Here is an 18,297-nt window from a genome sequence, read left to right on the forward strand (position 1 = left end):
TCCGCTTCGATGTCACAAGGTTCAGGGTCTCGAGTAGCGCGACCCGGTCACACTCGGTTGCGCTACGGTTGCGGCGAATCAGCCTCCGGATCGACCGGCAGAACGATCGTCACCATCGTTCCCTCGCCTGGCCGGGACGCCACCGAGATACCGCCGCCGTGCCTCTCCACGATGTGCTTGACGATGGACAAACCCAGACCGGTGCCCTGGATCTCGTGCTCGATCGCGAGCGACGATCGGAAGAACCGGCTGAACAGCTTCGGCAGCTCGTCCTGCGCGATGCCGATCCCGGTGTCCGCCACGGTGATCCGCGCCTCGGCACCCACACGCCGCGCCCTGATCACGACCGAACCCGCGGCCTGGGTGAACTTGACCGCGTTGCTCAGCACGTTCAGCAGCGCCCGGTCGAGCTGGTTCGGGTCGGCCTGCACCATGATCGGGCCAGGCCCGATCTGACAGACCACGGTGATCGCCTTCCTGATCGCGGCTGGCTCGACGCTCTCCACGACGGCGTCCACGAGAGCACCGAGCTCCGTCTGTTCCACAGAGGGCTGGAACTGACCGGAGTCGATCTTGCCGACGGTCAGGATGTCCTCGACCAGCCGCAACAACCGGCCGGTGTTGCGCTGGATGATCGACGTCATCTCCCGCTGGTCGTCGGTCAGGTCTCCGGCCACTCCGTCCACCAGCAGCTCCAGGTAGCCGGAGATGCTCGTCAGGGGCGTGCGCAGCTCGTGGGACACGTTGGCGACGAAGTCGGTCTTGACCCGATCGAGCCTGCGCAACTCCTCGACCACCTCCTGCTCCCTTGCGTACGCCTCACGCAGGGCGCGCTCGGCCTCCTTGCGCTCGCTGATGTCCTTGACGAAGGCGTTGAAGCGGTAAGGACCAGTCGGCTCCGGTTCCCACACGTACAGCTCGATCGGGAACTCCTCGCCGTCGCGGCGCAGTGCGGCGAGCTCGATCTGCCGGCCGAGCACGGATGCTTCGCCGGTGTCCTTGAGACGCGCGATCCCGGCCACGTGGTCGGCACGGAACCGTTCCGGCACAACGGTGTCCGCGAGCGCCCTGCCCATGATGTCGGCGCGCGGCCAGCCGAACATCCGCTCGGCCGCCGCGTTCCACTCGGTGACACGACCGTCCTCGTCCAACGCGATGAACGCGTCGTGCGCGGTGCTGATGACCGTCCGCAGCCGGTGCACGGTCTCCTGCAACATCGTCTGGCTTTGCAGCAGGTTCACTCGGTCGGACATCCGCGCGGCGGCGAGACCCACGTCCTTCCCCAGCTCGGTGACCAGGTCGAGCACGCGCGGGCAGGGACGGCGAACATCGGTGTCGAAGAACTCCAGCACGGCGATCACGCCGTCCTCGGAGTGCACGGGGAACGCGAACCCGCTCGCCGCTCCGAGTTCGGTCAGGCCGATGTTGTCCATCCACTTCGGACGGAGGGTGGCCGCCGCCTCACCACTCAGGCCGACGCCGGGCGCCACCCTCATGTCCTCCACGATCTCCCGCAACCGTCCGAAACGGCCGTCGTCCGCACCGTGCCACAGCTTCGCCGACATCAGCTCGCCGGTGCCGTCGGCGGCAGGAACGCAGACGTGCCCGACCGGCCACCCTGCGTGGACGCACACCTCGTCCAGGCAGAACTGGAGCAGCTCGGCCAGATCGGACGCCCGCTGCGCCATCGACAACACCCGGCTGCGCACCTCCACCGCCCACGCCGCTCGCCCGGTGCCGAGCTCACTCTCGACCTGACACCCCAAGGCCAGCAACGCTTCCAGCGCATCGTGGTCGAGATGCCGGACGTCGCGGGCGGCGACGAACAACACGCCGATCGCCCGCAGGTCGTCGCCGCGAACAGGCACGCCCGTGAAGAAGCGGATCGCCCGGCCGTCGGTCGGTCGCGGCTGGGCGAACATGACCAGGTCGTCGGCTTCCAGAGTCTGCCTGCACAACAGCAGCAGCTCCTCCTCGCTGAGCGGCACACCCCGCACGTCGTGCAGGGACAGCTCGTCCCCTTCGAGCAGAGCGACGCCCGCGATCGGGGCGCGGACGAGCGTGGCGGCCACCAGCACCGCTTCGCTGAACCCCTGCCCCGTCACCGCGGGCGGCCGGGTCGTCGACGTCCTGTTCACGACGTTCCTCCTGTCCCGCCCGCAGGCAGAAGCACGGTCACCGTCGTGCCCGCGCCCTCGGTGGAGGTGAGCGAGACCTGCCCACCGTGTCTGTGCACGATCTGCCGCACGATCGCGAGCCCCAGTCCGGAGCCGGGTATCGCCTGCTCCGTCGCGTTGCTCGCCCGGAAGAACCGCGTGAACATGGCGCGCTGCTCGGCCTTCGGAACACCCATGCCGGTGTCGCTGACCTTCACCTCGACCCAACCGCCGTCACACCGGCGCGAGGTCACCCGCACGTCCCCTCCGGCCGGGGTGAATTTGACCGCGTTCGACAGCAGGTTGGTCAACACCCGGTCCAGCTGTGCCGCATCGCCGCACACCACCAGTCCACGTGCGTTCTCGTGATCCAGGCGAACTCCGCCCACGTCCGCGGCGGGCCGCAGCGCCTCGACGACACCGTCGACGAGCTCGCCGAGGTCGACGGGCTTCTCGTCCGTGGAGGCCGTGTCCGACTCGAGCTTGGCGAGCAGGAGCAACTCCTCGATGAGTCCCCGCAGCCTGGCCATGTTGCGGTGGACGATGTCCAGCATCTTCCGCTGGCTGCCGTTGATCGCGCCGCCGTCTTCGTCGCGCAGCAGCTCCACGTACCCGGCGATGCTGGTCATCGGTGTGCGCAGCTCGTGAGAGACGTTCGACACGAACTCCGCCTTGTTTCGATCCAGCGCCCGCAGGTCCCGGACGAGCAACTGCTGTTCCTGGTAGAGCCGGGCCTGGTCGACGCCGCGGGCGAGGTCGGCCGCGGCGTGCTCGAGCGCATCCACTTCGACGGCCGGCCAGACCGTGCCCGGACGGGCGAGGACCAGCGCACCGAGCACGCTCTCCCCTCGGCCGAACGGCAGGACCAGCACGGCGCGGTCCCGCAGGACGGCGGGCAGCCCGAGCCTTGCGGCCTCCTCGGGGTCGTCCACCTGCATGCCGCAATGGCCGGCGTACAGCCTGCGCAGCGGCGCCATCGGCAGCAGGCGCTCCTGCGGGGCGAGCGACGATCCGAGCGGAGCGACCTCCGGCCGGTGCCACTCCGGCGTGACGAGGTCCGCGCAGGTGTCCTCGGGCGCGCCTTCCGCCAGCCAGACGCACACCCGCTCGGCGTCGAAGTGCTTCCCGATCTCCGAGGTGGCCAGCTCGACGACGGCGTCGACGTCCAGATGCTCTCTGATCTTCAGACCGATGTCGGCGGCGATCTCGCGGTGGCGCTGCCGTACCTGCTCCACCTCGTGCAACTTGGTGGCCTCGTCGGCCAGCGCGTTGATGGACCGGGTCACCTCCTGGAGCTCCGCGATCCCCTGTTCGGGAATGCGGGCCTCCGCCTCACCCGCGGCCCATCTCGTCACCGTGTTCCGCAACGCGGCGATCGACTTGCCGAGCCGCTGCGCGGTGGCGATCGCCGAGCCGGTCGCCAGCAGGACGGCCACGGCGCCACAACTGATCAGGACGAGCATCACCTCATGCCGGGTGGCGACGCTGCTCTGCCTCAACGAGGTGCTCGTGGCGTCGAGTGCATCGCCGAGCTGGGCACTGGTCTCGAGAAACTCGTCCATCACCGCCGCACCGGCCGCCAGCCGCGCGGACGTGTCCGCCGTCCCCGGCTGAGCCTCCCGGACGGCGGCCGTCACGGCGAACCACCGATCCGCCAGCTCGGCCACCCTGCGCGCCGCCTGCTGTTCGTTCGCCACGGCCAGCCCGACCAGCTCGTCCTTGACCGGGGCGTAGCTCTGGAGACCGCGGTCGTAAGCGTCGCGGAACGCCGTGTCGCCGTTGTAGGTGTACCCGCGCAAGCCGCGGGAGCTGTCCAGCATGATCCCGCGCAGCTCGGCGTCGCGCCGCTGCATCGGCTGAACGCGGGACGTCAGCTCCTCCACGGAGTTCGCGGCCACCGAGACGGCTCCGATGCCGAGCACGAGCAGCAAGACGACGACGGCCACGAGCGGCCCGAACGTGAGGACGAGCAAGCGCCGGAAGGACTGTCCTGAGCTCATGGCCGTTTGCCCCCTGGGGGTGTCGGAACGTCGAATCCTCGCCGGGGCATGACTCCCCACAAGCGTTCGGAGCGGCGCAGCGCGGCCCACACTCCCCACATCCGCCAGCGTGCGGTCCGCTGCCGATAGCCGATGTTCTCCGCGAGAGCCGCGAGGAGAGCCATCCCGAGGTCGGCCCACCGGTGGTACCGGCGGAACGAGTACTCCTCGACGGTGAGCGCGAAGACGGAGATCAGGAACGCGAAGCCGTACGCCGTCGCCGAGAGGGACACCGCGAACGACAGGGTGATCGCGCCCGTCGTGAGGCCGAACACCAGCACGAGCGCCGCCACGAACTCCGCCAGCGGGGTGATCAGTTCGAACAGCATGTGGTACGGCAACGTGAACAGCCCCACGACGCCGTACTTCGGGTTGCCGATCATCCGCCGGTGCTTCAGCAGGATCTCGGCGAGGCCGCGGTTCCACCGCTTCCGCTGGCGGCCGAGCACCAGCGCGGTGTCCGGCACCTCCGTCCACGACACCGGTTCGGCCACGAACACGATTCGGTAGTCCTGGCCCTCGTCACGCATCCTCCGGTGGATCCGGACCACCAGCTCCGCGTCCTCGCTCATGCAGTCCGGGTCGAGTCCGCCCACGGCCATCACGACGTCCCGGCGGAACAGCCCGAACGCTCCGGAGATCACCAGCAGGCCGTTGAAACGCGACCACGCGGTGCGGCCGAGCAGGAAGACCCTCAGGTACTCCACGGCCTGGATCGCGGGCAACAGCCGCCTCGGCATCCGCACGTCGACCAGCCGTCCGGCCACCACCCGGCACCCGTTGGCGACGCGGACGGCACCACCGGCGGCGACGACCCGGAACGGGTCGTCGAGGAATGGCCTGGCAACACTCATCAACGCGTCCGGGTCCAAAATGGAGTCCGCGTCGACCATGCACACCAGCGGATGCCGGGCAAGGCACAACCCGGTGTTCAGCGCACGGGTCTTCCCCCCGTTCTCCTGACGCACCACCACGAGCGGGATCGCACGGACGGCGGGAACGTGCACCGAACGCACGACACCCCGCCGCGGCAGCTCGTCGGAGACGACGGCGGGCAGACTCACGAGCTGGAACTCGGCTTCGAGCTGGGCGAACGTCTCGTCCGTGGACCCGTCGTCGATGACCACGACCTCGAACACGGGATAGCGCAGAGCGAGCATGGCCCGCACCGCCTCGACGATGCCCGCCTCCTCGTTGTACGCGGGCATGAGCACCGACACGGCGTTGGTCAGCGGACCCGCGTACAGCTCGTCCACCGCCAGGAACGGTTTGTGCCTGCCCTCCCGCGCGAACTCCACCGCCGCGACCGACAGGAACACGAGATAGCTGCAGTTGATCAGCAGGAAGTAGCACGCCGCCGCGAGGCCGGCCACCTCGACGGCGTTCAGGATCACGCCGCCCTCGTGGGTGTGCCGGCGGCCCTGGTCGTCACGTGTGGCCCCGAGCCGCCGCGGCCAGGCGCTCGTGGGTGATCTGGTTCCACGCCAGCGCCTCGATGGCGTGCACGGCTGCGGCTGGGCCGAGGCTTCCGCCCGCCACGCGCGCGAGGATGTCGCGACCGTGGTCGCCGAGCCGTAGCAGGGAGCGGGACGCGTTGTGCGCCAACCGATGCGGCTCCTCGGCGAGGAGGAAACCCAGGGTGTCCGCGGCGGCCGGGTCGCCGAGTGCGCCGAGTGCCTCCGCGGCCGCGATCCGCAGCTCGTCGGGACTTCCTCTGCCGACGAATCCGATCAGCACGGCGGCTGTGGCCGGTGTCCCCGTCCGGGCGAGCGCGCGCAGGGCGGCCAGCCGGACCGGAAGCTCGGCGTCCTCGCGCAGGAGACGGACGAGCAAGGGGAACGCGGCCACCACGCCCCCGAATCCCAGCACCTCCGCCGCCACCGCCCGGACCGTCGCGTGTGGATGGCGCAGCGCGTCGACGATCACCGGATGCGCGGCGGTGCCCAGCGCCAGCAGCGAGTGCGCCACGACGTGCGGAGGCACCGGCCGGGAGCAACTGAGGCCACCCAGCAGCGGCCGGGCGCCCCGCGCGTCCGCGAGGCCGCCCAGTGTCCTCGCAGCTGCCACCCGGACCTCTGGACGCGAGTCCCTCATCAGCGACACCACCCGCGGCAGATCCTCTCTGCTGCGCAACAACCCCACCACGTGGACGGCCTCGACCCGCACGCGCGCTCGTCTGGCCCGCAGGCCACGACGTGCCGAGTCGAGGACCCCTCGGTGCGTGAGCAGGTCGACCAGCGGCTCACGCGCCGCGCCGCTCACGTTGCCCAGCAAGGAGATCACGGTCGGCTCCACCGCGGCCCACGCCCGGCGGTCCAGCGCGACGAGCTCCGGCAGCACCCCCGGATCGCTGAGCAGCCGGAAGACCAGCGGCCGCAACCGCTGTGCCTCCCGCTCACGGCGACTACGCCGGCGCGCCGACGTCAGGTGGTGCGCCGTGATGAGCACCCCCAGCACCAGGCTCGACACCGCGCCCGCCAGCATGACGGCGGAGCCCACCGAGTTCACTGGCCGACCCTCGCCAGCACGGCGTGCACCCTGCTGAGCAGTTCGCGGGGACTGAACGGCTTGGTCACGTAGTCGTCGGCACCCACTCCGAAGCCGGACTCGATGTCGGCCTCCTGGGCGCGAGCGGTCAGCAGGATCACCGGCAGGTTCTTCGTCGCCTGCTCGGATCGCAGTCTCTGGCAGACGTCGAGACCAGACATGCCGGGCATCATCACGTCGAGGATGACGAGATCCGGGCACTCCGTCGCGACGGCGTCCAGCGCCGCCGGCCCGTCGCCGACGGCAGTGACGTCGAACCCGTCCTGGATCAGCTTGAACACCAGCAGATCACGGATGTCGGCGTCGTCCTCCGCGATGACCACGGCGGTCATGACACCCTCCCAAGCGCCGCCCACACGGCGGCGCGGTCGAACGGCTTGAGCAGCATTCCGTCGACGTCGTCGACGCGGATGTCAGCGGGATCGAGCATCGACGTGACGACGACCTGGCAGTGCCGGGTTCGCGGGTCGGCCCGCAGCTCGCGGATCACCCACCGGCCGTCCTTGCCGGGCAGCACGATGTCGACGACCACCACGTCCGGTGGATCGGTGCGCGCCAGGTCGAGTCCTCGCTCGCCGGTCTGTGCCAGCACGACCTCGTGCCCCATGTCCCGGAGGTGGTGCGCGAGCAGACCGAGGATGTCCTGATCGTCCTCGATCACCAGCACCTTGGAGACCACGGACACCTCCGGTCACTCTGCTCACGCCTGCCGGACCAGCCCGGGAACCCGATGCTGACACAGGGTTCGCGGCGAGAGGCCGCCGAATACCGCAAACGGGGGACCGTCCACTGTGGTCACGCGCTGCGCAGGCCGATCAGTCCGCGGTCCAGTGCCGTCATCAAGGCCTGCGCGCGGCTGGAGGCGCCGAGCTTCTCGTAGAGCCGCGCCACGTAGGTCTTGGCCGTCGACGTGCTCATGTGCAGCGCCCGAGCCACGCCCGGCACGGACAGTCCGTCCTGCAGCAGCCGCAGCACCTCGGCCTCGCGCGGGCTCAGCGGGGAACGCGCACGTGACTCCCGCAGGCGGGTGAACGCGTCGGCCAGTCCCGTGGCGGTGAAGGACGAGGCGGCGACGGCGGCGTGCCTGATCGCGCCGACGATCTCCACCAAGGTCGAGGTCTTCGGCACGAACGCCGACACACCGGTCTCCATCGCGCGGAACAGCACGTCGTCCTCGCCGTTGGAGGTGAGCACGACGATGCCGAGCGACTGCCAGCGGTCACGCAGCTCGCGGGCGAGCGTCAGCCCGTTGCCGTCGGGCAGTGTCACGTCGACGGTCACCACGTCCGGCTTCATGGTGGCGATCAGGCCGATCGCCTCGGCCGCCGTGGTGGCCTCGCCGACGATCTCCATGTCCGTCTCGCCCTCGAGCAGCCGGGTGAGCCCGAACCGGGCGAGGGGCTGACCGTCCACGACCACGAGTCGAATCGACATGACGTCCTCTGCTTCCCGCTGACAACCGTGTGCCTCAATGAAGCGGCACTTCTGGTGTCACGCCGGGTGCCGGACGGTTGCCGTTCGGTTGCGGTCAACCGGCGATCAGGCTGTCGTAGATCTCGATGCCCGCTGGTCCGATGATGATGATGAACAACGCCGGGAAGATGCACAGGAGCAGCGGAAACAAGATCTTCACCGGCACCTTCTGGGCCTTCTCCTCCGCCGCCTGACGACGCTTGACGCGGATCTCGCCGGCTTGTTCGTGCAGCACCCGTGCGGTCGGAATGCCGAGTTCGGACGCCTGGATCAGCGACGAGGCGAACGTGTGCACCGCGGCGACGGTGGTGCGGCCGGACAGTGCCCGCAACGCCTCGACCCTGGACTTGCCCAGTTGCATCTCCTGCAACATGCGGGAGAACTCCACCGACAGCGGACCGGAGGTGTTGCGGGCGACCTGGGACACCGCCGCGTCGAAGCCCAGCCCGGCCTCGACGCACACCGTGAGCATGTCCAGCACGTCCGCGAGTTCCTTGCCCATGAGCGCCTGGCGCTTGGTCGCCGCGTTGTGCGCCAGCAGGTCCGGCAGGAAGAAGCCGACCGCGGCGCCCACCAGGGCGTAGGCGACGAGGGTCAGCGCGGACCCGAGTCCGTACAGGGCACCGATCGGCGCCAGCGCCAGCAGACCGATGCCCTTGAAGGCCATCACCCGTTCGGCGGTCCACCGGGACGGGTTGCCCGCCAGGTCGAGCCGGTGCTCCAGCGATGCGGTGGTGGCGCCGGGTGAGAGCCGGGCGGCCAGGGCGCGCAGCCGGTCCAGCGCGGGAGGCAGCGCCTCGCCGTCCGCCTCGGCGACGTCGGTGGCACCCTGGCCGTAGACCGTCTCGATCTGGGCGAGCCTGCGTGACACGCGCGCCGCACCCGTGGTGGCCGCGGCGACCTGGACACCCGCGAGCGCCAGCGCACCGGCGATGGCACCGACGCCCGCCAGGAGCAGGAACGTTCCGTTCACCTCAGACCTCCACCTTGATCATTTTCTTCATCCAGAACCAGCCGACGCAGAGGCAGACAACGGTCGCGCCGAGCATCATCCAGCCGGCCGGACGGGTGTAGAGCGGTTCGATGTAGTCCCGGCGGCTGGTGAACAGCCAGAGGCCGAGCCCGATCGGCAGCGAGATCAGCACGTACGCCGACATCCGGCCCTCGGCGGTGAGCGCCTTGACCTGCCTGCGCACGGTCGCCCGCTCACGCATGGTGTCGACGGTGGTCAGCAGCAGTTCGGCGAGGTTCCCGCCGACCTCGCGCTGGATCCGGATCGCCATGACCACCCAGGAGAGGTCCTGGCACCGCATCCGGTCGGCGGCCTTGTCGAGCGCGTCCTCCACGGAGACGCCGAGCCTGGTGCGGGCCAGTGACCGGGCGATCTCGCCCGCGATGGGCTGGGTGCCCTCGCGCACCATGCTGTCGAGCGCCTGCGCCAGCGAGAAACCGGACCGCAGGGCCCCCGCGACCAGTTGGAGCGTGTCCGGGAGTTGTTCGCCGAACAACGCGCGCCGCCTGCCGATCCGGAACTTCAGGAAGGACCGTCCGCCGAACCACCCGAGCAGGGCTCCGAGCGGTCCGCACACCATCGGGGCGCCGGTGACCGCCGCGAGGACCACCATGAGCACGGCGGCGATGCCGAACCGCACGAGCAGCCACTCCGCGGGGCGCAGCCGGACGCCTGCCAGGTCGAGGTCGACCTCGATTCGCTCACGCCTGCCGCGGCCATCGATGATCCGTTCACTCAGCACCAGCAGCAGGCGCAACGGCGGCGACGGCTCCCGCACGGCACCCGTCTCCGGCTCCGCACCGTCGCGCACGCGGTAGCGCCGCACCTCGGCCAGCCGGCTGCGCCGCGCACGCCGGACGACGGGGCGTCCGAACCAGAGCCAGCCGAGTCCGGAGAAGACGGTGAAGACCACACCGAGCACCGTGCCGAACACCCAGGCCGGTGTGGCCGACACGGTGGCGCCGCGCCGGTCCGGGGCGCGCACGACGGCCTCCGCGACGAGCTCCCCCACCCGGACGGTCAGCCGCACCTGCCTGCCGGAGAGCTGGTCGGGCACGACGGCGCTCACCTCGAGCCGCTGCGGAGCGGCCGGGGCGAACAACGCCGCACCCGCCTGTGCGTCGCCGACCGCCACCAGCTGGCCGCCGCTGCCCTGCGCGAGCCTGTTCCGGCCGGCGGTCGCCGCCCCTGCCGCACCGTCGAGCGTCACCACGTCGGCGATGACCCCTGTTTCGGACAGCACCTTCAGCGCGGCGTCGAGCGAGGCGCCACCGTCGGCGTCCTCGCCGTCGGACAGCACGAGCAACCTGCGGGCGCCGGGCACGACGGCCAGGCTGCGGGCGGCCAGGGTCACCGCGTCGTTCAGCGCACTGCTCCCGGCGCCACCCACCCCGGCGAGGGCGGCCGTCACCTGCTGCCGATCGGCGGTGACCGGCACCGTCAGCACGGGCCGGTCCGAGAAGGTGACCAGTCCGGTGTGGACGTCCACCGGCAGTGCCGACAGGTAGGCGGTGACCACCCCGCCTGCCGTCGCGATCGGAACACCGTTCATCGTGCCGGTCGTGTCGAGCACGACGAGAGCCGCCCGCGCCGGCTGCGGTTCACCGACCACCTTCGTGGTGGCGGGCACCGGTGCGCCGTCGACCTCGACCCGCACTCCGCCTGGATCGAGCGAACCCGGGACTTCCCGTGCCGTGAGGGTGACGTGCACCCGTCCGTCCTCGACCAACGCCTCGCCGAGCTCCGCGGTCGGGTCGGCGCCGGCCGGGAGCATCGACACTCCACAAAGGACGATCATGACCGAGATCAGCCTGAGGATCATCGGCGTCACCTGTCGGAGGAGAAGAGGCCGGCGGGCAGCGGAATGCCGTGCTCGGCCAGCCTGTCGGCGAAGGCCGGACGCAGACCTGTCGAACGCAGAGTGCCGCGGAACTTCCCGTTCTCGTCCACACCCGCCGCGAAGTCGAACAGGAAGAGGTCCTGGAGCGTGATCACGTCACCCTCCATGCCGACCACCTCGGTGATGTGCGTGATCCGCCGGGTGCCGTCCTTCAGCCTGGCCTGCTGGATGATCAGGTCGAGCGCGGAGTTGACCTGGTCGCGGATGGCGCGGCTGGGCAGGTCGACGCCCGCCATGAGCACCATCGTCTCCAGCCGCGACAGCGCGTCGCGCGGTGTGTTGGCGTGCGCCGTCGTCAGCGACCCGTCGTGTCCGGTGTTCATCGCCTGCAGCATGTCCAGCGCGGCGCCGTCACGGACCTCGCCGACGACGATGCGGTCCGGCCGCATCCGCAGCGAGTTGCGGACGAGCTCGCGGATGCTCACCTGGCCGCGGTTCTCGACGTTCGCCGGGCGTGACTCCATGCGCAGCACGTGGTCCTGCCGCAACTGCAGTTCGGCCGCGTCCTCGATGGTGACGATGCGCTCGTCTTCCGGGATGAACGACGACAGCACGTTGAGCGTCGTCGTCTTGCCCGAGCCGGTGCCGCCACTGACCAGGATGTTCAGCCGCCCGCGCACGCACGCCGACAACAGCTCGGCGACAGCGGGGCTGATCGTGCCGAACCTGACCAGGTCCTCGACCTGGAGCGGGTCCGTGGCGAACTTGCGGATCGTCAGCGACGAGCCGTCCAGCGCGATGGGCGGCACGACGGCGTTGACCCGGCTGCCGTCCGGCAGCCGGGCGTCCACCATCGGGCTCGCCTCGTCCACCCGCCTGCCGACCCGTGAAACGATCTTGTCGATGATCCGGCGCAGGTGGCCCTCGTCGGTGAAAGCGGCGTCCACCACCTGGAGCTTTCCCTTGCGCTCCACGTAGATGCGGTCCGGTCCGTTGACCATGACCTCGCTGACGTCGGGGTCTCGCAACAACGGTTCCAGCGGGCCGTGGCCCAGGATCTCGTCGGCGACCTCGGCCGCCATCCGGCCGCGGTCGGCCAGGGTCATCGGGGTCTCGTCCTGCTCGAGCACGGTCTGCAGTGAGTTGCGGACCCGCAGTTCGAGCTCGTGCTCGTCGAGGCGCTCGTCGTAGAGCTTGGGGCCCAGGGTGTCCAGCAACGCCCCGTGCACCCGGCGCTTGACCGCGGCGAAGTGGTCGGGAGTGCGCTCCCTGCGCGTCTCGGGCACCGCGGTGGACGTCACCACCGGTTCGCCCTCGGTCCTGACAGGCGCGGTCAGCTGGACCAGCCGGTCGCTCAGCCTCATCCGGACCGCCTCCTCAACCCGAACAACCCGCGCCGGGCGGCGGGCGGCTCGTGCTTCGCGCCCGCGAGGATCCGCGTGGCGATCTCCCGGAACCCGGCGCTGACCCGGTGCTCGGGCTGTTCGATGGTGATCGGCACACCCCGGTTGATCGAGGCGGGCACCGCGAGGCTTGCCGGAACGCGCACGGCGACGTCGGTCTTCACGACGCTCTCGACGTCGGCCACGGTGAGCCCGACCCGCGAGTCCTCCCGGTTCAGCACGATGAGGCGCCGGTCGCGCGGGTAGGACAGCATGTCGAGCATGTCGATGGTCAGCCGCAGGTTCTTCAGCGTCGGCACGTCGGGGGTGGTGAGCAGCACGTGGTGGTCGGCCTCGTCCAGCACTGCCAGCACGTGTTCGTTGAACTGCGGCGGCGTGTCGATGACGACGTAGTCGAACATGCGCCGCAGCACCTGGAGCACATCCGTGACGAGAGAGGCGGGAATCTGCTCGGAGTCGCCCGGCTCCACCGGTGCCAGCAGGCATTCCAGGCCCGGCCGGTAGCGGGTGAGCAGTCCGGACACGCCGGTCTCGTCCAGTTGACCGTCCATCGCCATCGCGTCAACCAGAGTGCGGACCGGTGTGAGCTGAAGTGAGATCGCCACGTCACCGAAAGCGAGATCCAGGTCCACCAGGCAGACCCGGTTGGCGCCGCCCGCGTGCAACGTGACCGCCAGGTTGGTGGCCGTGGTCGTCTTGCCGCACCCGCCCTTGGTGGCGAACACGACCGCGATCTTGCCCTCGGTCGACTGCTGAGCCGGAATCACGACGCCGTCGGGCGTCACCCGCGACAGATCCCGCGAACGCAGGCAGGACTCGGCGACCAGGTCGAGGTCGGACTCCGGTACCACCTCGCGGACCCCGGCGCGGATGGCGAGGGCCAGCACGGTCACCTCGAGCCGCTCCCGCAGCAGGACGACGCCCAGCGCGGGACGCGCACGTCGTTGGGCCGAGGTGAAGTCGAGCGCCTCCACGAGGTCCACATCGGACCCGATGACGACCAGCGTCTCGATCGGGTCGGACGCGAGCAGACGTTCTGCCGAGGCAAGATCGTCCACATGGGACACTTCGCCGCCCATCGCTCCGGTCAGCGGTGGTATCACCGCCTTCGTACTGGTGCACAGGATTGCCATGACTCTTTCCACTCCTACTAGGCCGGGCCGAAGACGGACTTGCTGTCCGTGCCGTTGCCCTGGGTGATCTGCGAACTGTCGGTCAGCAGTGCGAAGTGCAAGGTGCCGAACTGGGCGCGCTGAATCAGGCGCTCGGCTTCGGCCTGGGTCGCCGCGACCGTGACCAGCACGCCGCCCTGGCCCGCTCCGTCACCCGACTTCGCGTTGGGGACCGGTGGCGCGCCCAGGGCGAGCACCTCGACCTTCGGCAGCAGCAACCGGGTGACCTGCGTGCTCTCGTGCTGCTTCTCCAGCCCGGCGCCGGACGGCGTGCCCGACTTCTCGTCCATGACGGTGTACGTGTCGAACACCGCGATCTGCGAGCCGGCTTTGACGTAGCCGGCCACTCGCTGCGGCGCGCCCAGCTCGATGCTGACGGCGACCTTCCCCTCGGGGATGGGCAGGCCGGACGACGCGGGTTTGGCGGCGGCGAACATGGGCTTCAGCACGAGTTGGCCCGCTTGGACGTCGGCGGTCGCCACCAGCGTGGCGAGGTCCGCGCCGATCTCTCCCAGCGCGTTCGCCGGCACGGTCTCGGCAGGCATTTTCTCCAGCCGCAGCAAGCCGTTCCGCAGCGCGGCACCGGCACTCGTGCCCGCGGGCACGCGCTTCTCCGCGACGACCACGGGGACGGCGCGTTTGCCTGCCAGCGCCCGAGCGTCGGCGTTGCGCACGTACAGCAGCACCGAGATGGTGCCTACCGCGGCGAGCAGCAGCGTGAGGCCGATGGTGAGCAAACGTCGTTTCATGATCCTTCTCCGGTGTCAGCCGAGCATGCGGACGGCGGTCACACCCATCTCCGGGCCGCCGAGCACGACGTCAGCGGGCAGCAAGGCGGTCGTGAAGTAGCCGTAGACGCACTTGTCGTCGCCCTTGCAATGGGCCTTGGAAGTCAGCTTCGACGCGATCTTCAGGCTCGGCAGGTTGTAGCCGGTGACCACGAAGGAGGCGAAGCCCTTCAGGTGGAAGTACCCCTCGTGCCCGGTCCCGCCCGCGCCGTCGTACACCGGCACCAGCAAAGTCGTCTTGGCGGTCCTGGCGTCGGCGAGTTCCTCCTTGCAGGCGCTGGACGCGCTCACGCCGGTGTCACCGCGGTAGACACCGTTGAGGTCGACGTAGGCCTTGCAGTCACCCGTCGCGTCGGCCAGCCAGCCGAAGCCACCAGGCAGCGCCCAGCCGGCGGGGTTGCCGGAGCAGCTCGTTCCCGATGTGGTGTGCAGCTTCAGCACGCGTTCGAAGCTCGCGGGGACTGTTCCGGACGCGGGCGCGAACGTGGTGCCGCCGGCGGTCGCCGTGTTCCACTCGCACAGCGAGATCGTCACGCCGAAGCCGTAGGTCGCCCTGGGGCCGCCCCACCCGACGCGAGTGCACGCGGCCACGCCCCTTCCTTCATAGGAGGAGCCGAGCAGAACCTGTCCGAACGTCGCGGGCAGCAAGGTGGATCCGTCCGCCTGCCGAGTGCTCGTGCGGACCTCGACGAACTTCGATCCCACGGGCCGGTCGCCGAGGCAGCCGGCCGCCTCCCCGTCGTCGTCCGCTGGACAGGGGGCCAGCAGTCCTCTCGCGTCGGCACCACAGACCAGATCCACAGTGGACGTTCCGTCGCCGGAGTTCGCGTTGGCGTAGTTCAGCGCGGTGCTGTCGGCACAGCCGGTGCCCCCGGCACACGCCTGAGCGAGTGCCAGCGCCGCCGCGTCGGACGCGTTCTGCAACAGAGCGCGTTCGCTGTACAGCCGGCCGACGTCGATGACGAGCGCGCCACAGCCGAGCAGCAACCCACCGCCCAGCAGGAGCGCGACCAGCGCGGTCACCGCGCCGCGGTCGTCGCACCGCAGCCGTGACAGCAGCCGAGACATCAGCCGTGACATCGCATGACTCCTCTCCCGGTGAGGGTGATCGGGCCGATGTCGCCACCGAACGTGTCCGCGATCGCCGCGATCGGGGTGATGAAGGTGAACTGGTGGGTGACCTTGACGACGGTGTCCGCCGCCGCGAGGTTCGCGGGACAGGCCGTGACGCTGACGTTCACTCCGGACAGTGGTCGAGCTGCACCTAGGGTGCGGGCGACCGTGTCCGGTTCGCCCAGTGCCGCGAGCCTGGCACCTTCCCTGGCCGCCTGGGTCAGCACGACCTGTTCGTGCAGCGCCCGGCCGAAGTCGACGATGCCGCACATCAGCAGCAGCAGGATCGGCAGCACGAGCGCGAACTCGACCGCCGCCGCTCCCCGATCGCCGTTCGCCCCGGGAGCCGATCCATCGTGATCGGCTCCGATCGGCGGCTTCATCGCGATCAGCCTCCGGCAGGCGCGCCAGGCAGCTGGTCGCTGACACCGTCGAACAACCCTTGGAGCTGACCGCCGAGCGTCATGACGACGCCGATGACCGCGACAGCGATCAAGCCGACCATCAGGCCGTACTCGACGGCGGTAGCGCCACGCTCGCGTTCGTCGAACCGGCTGCTGATCCAGAGCTGCACGTAGGCGATTGCTGTGAACATCTTGTTCTCCTCCTGGGCTTTGGGCGATCCGTAACCGCCCGATGTGGACAACTGTGCGGCACGGGCAACCCCTGCAGACAGCGGGCGATTGGCCAGAAGAATTCGCGGAACACCCGATGGAGGTGACGTCTTGTAGTGCGAATGGAGGACAAAACCCGGGTCCTGAGTGGACGCTGCCCTACGGTCTCAGGCGTGCATCTCACGACGTCCGTGGCCGGAACGGCCGCGGGTCTGCTGGCCGGGCCATGGATCCGCGCCGCGGTCTTCCGGCTCTCCGTAGCGCAGGCCGCACCCGACCGGACGGCGTGCCCGCGCTGCGGCACCCAGCTCAGCTCAGCGAGCGCCTGCCGCTGCCCGTCTTGCCGTGAGCGCGTCGCTTTGCCATGCGGTGTAACGGAAATCGTGTCCGCAACGCTGCTCGGCACCATCGCGTGCACGGTGGGGCCGCGGCCCGAACTGGTCGCCTTCGCGTGGCTCGCCGTTCTGTGCGTGGCACTCGCGACGATCGACCTGATCGTGTATCGGCTGCCGGATCGGCTCACTCTGCCCGCCTACCCGGTGCTCGCCGCGCTGCTGGCAGGCGCGGCGCTGCTGAACTCCGAGCCCAGCAGGTTCCTCCGCGCGGTGCTGGCGGGCGCCGCTCTCGCGGCCGGCTATCTGGTGCTCGCGCTGATCAGGCCGGGAGATCTGGGGCTGGGCGACGTCAAGCTGGCCGGACCGCTCGGCATGGCGCTGGGGTGGACGGGATGGCAGTCCGTCCTGCTGGCGACCGTGCTCTCCTTCGTCCTGTGTGGACTCGTTGGCGCGGTGCTTCTGGTAGCGCGACGCGCAGACGCACGCACGGTCCTGCCGCTCGGGCCGTTCATGGTCTATGCCACGTTCGTGGTTCTAATGGTCACGCCAGGCCAATAATCCGCGTTCCTATCACCACGCCGACCACTCGTTCGTGTGACAAGGATGTCGCGCTACGAAGGCCTACCGAGCGAAATCGTCACCGCGTGAACAGGGGCCAGCCACGGACGGATGACGAGAAGGTGATCTTCCTGTTGCGCACATACGTTTGATCGTGAGCGAAGCACCAGGAGGGACCATGCCACGTGTACTCGTAGTCGAGGACGATCCGGACATCGCCCGGATCGTGGCGCTGCTCCTGGCCAGGAACAACTATCAGGTGGACCGCGTGTCCGAGGGCAGGGCCGGGCTGCGGGCGGTGTACGATTCCAAGCCTGACCTCGTCGTGCTGGACATCGGACTGCCCGGCATGGACGGACTGAGCGTTCTCGAACGCGTCCGCGATCTCAGTGATGTGCCGGTCCTGCTGCTCAGTGCACGCGACCAGGAGTCGGACAAGATCCGCGGCCTGCGTGCCGGCGCCGACGACTACCTGACCAAGCCCTTCACCACCGGCGAACTGCTGGCCAGGGTCGAGGCGCTGTTGCGCAGGGCACGCCCAGCGCAGTGGTCGGAGCGCGTCTACGACGACGGCTCGCTGAAGATCGATCCCCTGTCCCGCCTCGTCCACGTGGACGACCGCGAAGTCTCCCTCACGCCGATCGAATTCCGACTGCTCAGCATGTTGACCCGCAACGCGGGCGCGACGCTGTCCACCGGCCAACTCCTCGCCGAGGCGTGGGAGGACCCCACCGGTATCGGGGCTGAGCGCGTCAAATTCACCGTGCTCAGGCTCCGCCGCAAGCTCGGCTGGGACGACTCGGCCACCTCGCCGATCGAGTCTGTTCGCGGTGTCGGATACCGCTATCGGCCTCCGCTGCGCACGCGTCCGCGTGTCGAGAGCGGGATCATCGGCCGCCCCGGCCGTTGACGAACACGGTGAGCGCACAGGAGGTTGGGCATGGCCAGCATCAACGGGCGGACTTCGCCGACCGGCCTCGACAAGCGCCGCGTCAAGATCGTGCTGTCGGCGGTCTACGGGCTGTTGAGCGCCGTCAATCTCGTCATGATGATCACAGAACCCACCGCGTGGCAAGGAGTTTTCGCGACGGTTCTGCTCATCGCCGCACTGGGGTTGTGGTTCGACACGCAACCGAGCACAACGCCATGAGCAACCGGGACTTCTGACCGACCTGAGGCCCACCGGACCCTCACCACGACCCAGTCCCGGTGCCGGCAGACAGATCCGCGCCCCTGTCGGCACCGGG

Annotated in this window: 18 protein-coding genes; 3 read left to right on the forward strand and 15 right to left on the reverse strand. The window is 69.6% G+C overall.

What is annotated here, in order from left to right; all coding sequences use genetic code 11:
• Positions 1-62 precede the first annotated feature (62 nt).
• The 15 genes from ABZ345_RS44015 to ABZ345_RS44085 form a co-directional block, all read right to left on the reverse strand.
• Positions 63-2,138, reverse strand: coding sequence for an ATP-binding protein (locus ABZ345_RS44015; protein ID WP_359861150.1), 2,076 nt, complete (start codon positions 2,136-2,138; stop codon positions 63-65).
• Positions 2,135-4,156 carry an ATP-binding protein gene (locus ABZ345_RS44020; protein WP_359861152.1) on the reverse strand — a complete coding sequence of 674 codons (2,022 nt, stop codon included), beginning with the start codon at positions 4,154-4,156 and terminating at the stop codon, positions 2,135-2,137. The genes ABZ345_RS44015 and ABZ345_RS44020 overlap by 4 nt, the downstream gene beginning before the upstream one ends.
• Positions 4,153-5,589, reverse strand: a complete 1,437-nt coding sequence (locus ABZ345_RS44025; RefSeq protein WP_359861154.1) for a glycosyltransferase — start codon at positions 5,587-5,589, stop codon at positions 4,153-4,155. Before ABZ345_RS44025 ends, ABZ345_RS44020 begins: the two co-directional genes overlap by 4 nt.
• A gap of 34 nt (positions 5,590-5,623) precedes the next feature.
• Positions 5,624-6,703, reverse strand: coding sequence for a HEAT repeat domain-containing protein (locus ABZ345_RS44030; RefSeq protein ID WP_359861156.1), 1,080 nt, complete (start codon positions 6,701-6,703; stop codon positions 5,624-5,626).
• Positions 6,700-7,074: a response regulator gene (locus ABZ345_RS44035; RefSeq protein ID WP_359861157.1), complete on the reverse strand. Its 375-nt coding sequence runs from the start codon at positions 7,072-7,074 to the stop codon at positions 6,700-6,702. Before ABZ345_RS44035 ends, ABZ345_RS44030 begins: the two co-directional genes overlap by 4 nt.
• On the reverse strand, positions 7,071-7,427 hold the full coding sequence (locus ABZ345_RS44040) for a response regulator (protein WP_359861159.1): 357 nt from the start codon (positions 7,425-7,427) through the stop codon (positions 7,071-7,073). The genes ABZ345_RS44035 and ABZ345_RS44040 overlap by 4 nt, the downstream gene beginning before the upstream one ends.
• 110 nt (positions 7,428-7,537) lie before the next feature.
• Positions 7,538-8,176 (reverse strand): response regulator transcription factor, encoded by a 639-nt coding sequence (locus ABZ345_RS44045; protein ID WP_359861161.1) that lies wholly within the window; start codon positions 8,174-8,176, stop codon positions 7,538-7,540.
• A 94-nt stretch (positions 8,177-8,270) separates the two neighbouring features.
• Positions 8,271-9,188: a type II secretion system F family protein gene (locus tag ABZ345_RS44050; RefSeq protein ID WP_359861163.1), complete on the reverse strand. Its 918-nt coding sequence runs from the start codon at positions 9,186-9,188 to the stop codon at positions 8,271-8,273.
• A 1-nt stretch (position 9,189) separates the two neighbouring features.
• The gene (locus ABZ345_RS44055) at positions 9,190-11,049 is read right to left on the reverse strand and encodes a type II secretion system F family protein (protein ID WP_359861165.1); all 1,860 of its coding nucleotides are present in this window, start codon (positions 11,047-11,049) and stop codon (positions 9,190-9,192) included.
• 5 nt (positions 11,050-11,054) lie between these two features.
• On the reverse strand, positions 11,055-12,431 hold the full coding sequence (locus ABZ345_RS44060) for a CpaF family protein (protein ID WP_359861166.1): 1,377 nt from the start codon (positions 12,429-12,431) through the stop codon (positions 11,055-11,057).
• Entirely contained in the window at positions 12,428-13,528 is a 1,101-nt protein-coding gene (locus ABZ345_RS44065; protein ID WP_359861168.1) for an AAA family ATPase, read from the reverse strand. The genes ABZ345_RS44060 and ABZ345_RS44065 overlap by 4 nt, the downstream gene beginning before the upstream one ends.
• 92 nt (positions 13,529-13,620) lie before the next feature.
• On the reverse strand, positions 13,621-14,391 hold the full coding sequence (locus ABZ345_RS44070; protein WP_359861170.1) for a Flp pilus assembly protein CpaB: 771 nt from the start codon (positions 14,389-14,391) through the stop codon (positions 13,621-13,623).
• A gap of 15 nt (positions 14,392-14,406) precedes the next feature.
• Positions 14,407-15,510, reverse strand: a complete 1,104-nt coding sequence (locus tag ABZ345_RS44075) for a pilus assembly protein TadG-related protein (RefSeq protein WP_359861172.1) — start codon at positions 15,508-15,510, stop codon at positions 14,407-14,409.
• Positions 15,498-15,926, reverse strand: a complete 429-nt coding sequence (locus tag ABZ345_RS44080) for a TadE/TadG family type IV pilus assembly protein (RefSeq protein WP_359861174.1) — start codon at positions 15,924-15,926, stop codon at positions 15,498-15,500. The genes ABZ345_RS44075 and ABZ345_RS44080 overlap by 13 nt, the downstream gene beginning before the upstream one ends.
• Positions 15,927-15,931: 5 nt before the next feature.
• Positions 15,932-16,138 (reverse strand): Flp family type IVb pilin, encoded by a 207-nt coding sequence (locus tag ABZ345_RS44085; RefSeq protein ID WP_359861176.1) that lies wholly within the window; start codon positions 16,136-16,138, stop codon positions 15,932-15,934.
• Between the two features lie 402 nt (positions 16,139-16,540).
• Between ABZ345_RS44085 and ABZ345_RS44090 the strand changes: the two genes are divergently transcribed.
• From ABZ345_RS44090 to ABZ345_RS44100, 3 genes are all read left to right on the forward strand, one after another.
• Positions 16,541-17,050, forward strand: a complete 510-nt coding sequence (locus ABZ345_RS44090; protein ID WP_359861178.1) for an A24 family peptidase — start codon at positions 16,541-16,543, stop codon at positions 17,048-17,050.
• 178 nt (positions 17,051-17,228) lie between these two features.
• The gene (locus ABZ345_RS44095) at positions 17,229-17,960 is read left to right on the forward strand and encodes a response regulator transcription factor (RefSeq protein WP_359861180.1); all 732 of its coding nucleotides are present in this window, start codon (positions 17,229-17,231) and stop codon (positions 17,958-17,960) included.
• A gap of 30 nt (positions 17,961-17,990) precedes the next feature.
• Positions 17,991-18,200 (forward strand): hypothetical protein, encoded by a 210-nt coding sequence (locus tag ABZ345_RS44100; protein WP_359861182.1) that lies wholly within the window; start codon positions 17,991-17,993, stop codon positions 18,198-18,200.
• The last annotated feature ends 97 nt before the right edge of the window (positions 18,201-18,297 follow it).

This window comes from Lentzea sp. NPDC005914 (genome assembly GCF_040629405.1).
Classification (GTDB): Bacteria; Actinomycetota; Actinomycetes; order Mycobacteriales; family Pseudonocardiaceae; genus Lentzea.

Excerpts from the sequence above, each read along its gene's own strand:
- ABZ345_RS44085 (WP_359861176.1), bottom strand. The coding sequence starts at position 16,138 with ATGTTCACAGCAATCGCCTACGTGCAGCTCTGGATCAGCAGCCGGTTC.
- ABZ345_RS44045 (WP_359861161.1), bottom strand. The coding sequence starts at position 8,176 with ATGTCGATTCGACTCGTGGTCGTGGACGGTCAGCCCCTCGCCCGGTTC.
- ABZ345_RS44070 (WP_359861170.1), bottom strand. The coding sequence starts at position 14,391 with ATGAAACGACGTTTGCTCACCATCGGCCTCACGCTGCTGCTCGCCGCG.
- ABZ345_RS44035 (WP_359861157.1), bottom strand. The coding sequence starts at position 7,074 with ATGACCGCCGTGGTCATCGCGGAGGACGACGCCGACATCCGTGATCTG.
- ABZ345_RS44055 (WP_359861165.1), bottom strand. The coding sequence starts at position 11,049 with ATGATCCTCAGGCTGATCTCGGTCATGATCGTCCTTTGTGGAGTGTCG.
- ABZ345_RS44060 (WP_359861166.1), bottom strand. The coding sequence starts at position 12,431 with ATGAGGCTGAGCGACCGGCTGGTCCAGCTGACCGCGCCTGTCAGGACC.
- ABZ345_RS44080 (WP_359861174.1), bottom strand. The coding sequence starts at position 15,926 with ATGAAGCCGCCGATCGGAGCCGATCACGATGGATCGGCTCCCGGGGCG.
- ABZ345_RS44075 (WP_359861172.1), bottom strand. The coding sequence starts at position 15,510 with ATGTCACGGCTGATGTCTCGGCTGCTGTCACGGCTGCGGTGCGACGAC.
- ABZ345_RS44095 (WP_359861180.1), top strand. The coding sequence starts at position 17,229 with ATGCCACGTGTACTCGTAGTCGAGGACGATCCGGACATCGCCCGGATC.
- ABZ345_RS44100 (WP_359861182.1), top strand. The coding sequence starts at position 17,991 with ATGGCCAGCATCAACGGGCGGACTTCGCCGACCGGCCTCGACAAGCGC.
- ABZ345_RS44020 (WP_359861152.1), bottom strand. The coding sequence starts at position 4,156 with ATGAGCTCAGGACAGTCCTTCCGGCGCTTGCTCGTCCTCACGTTCGGG.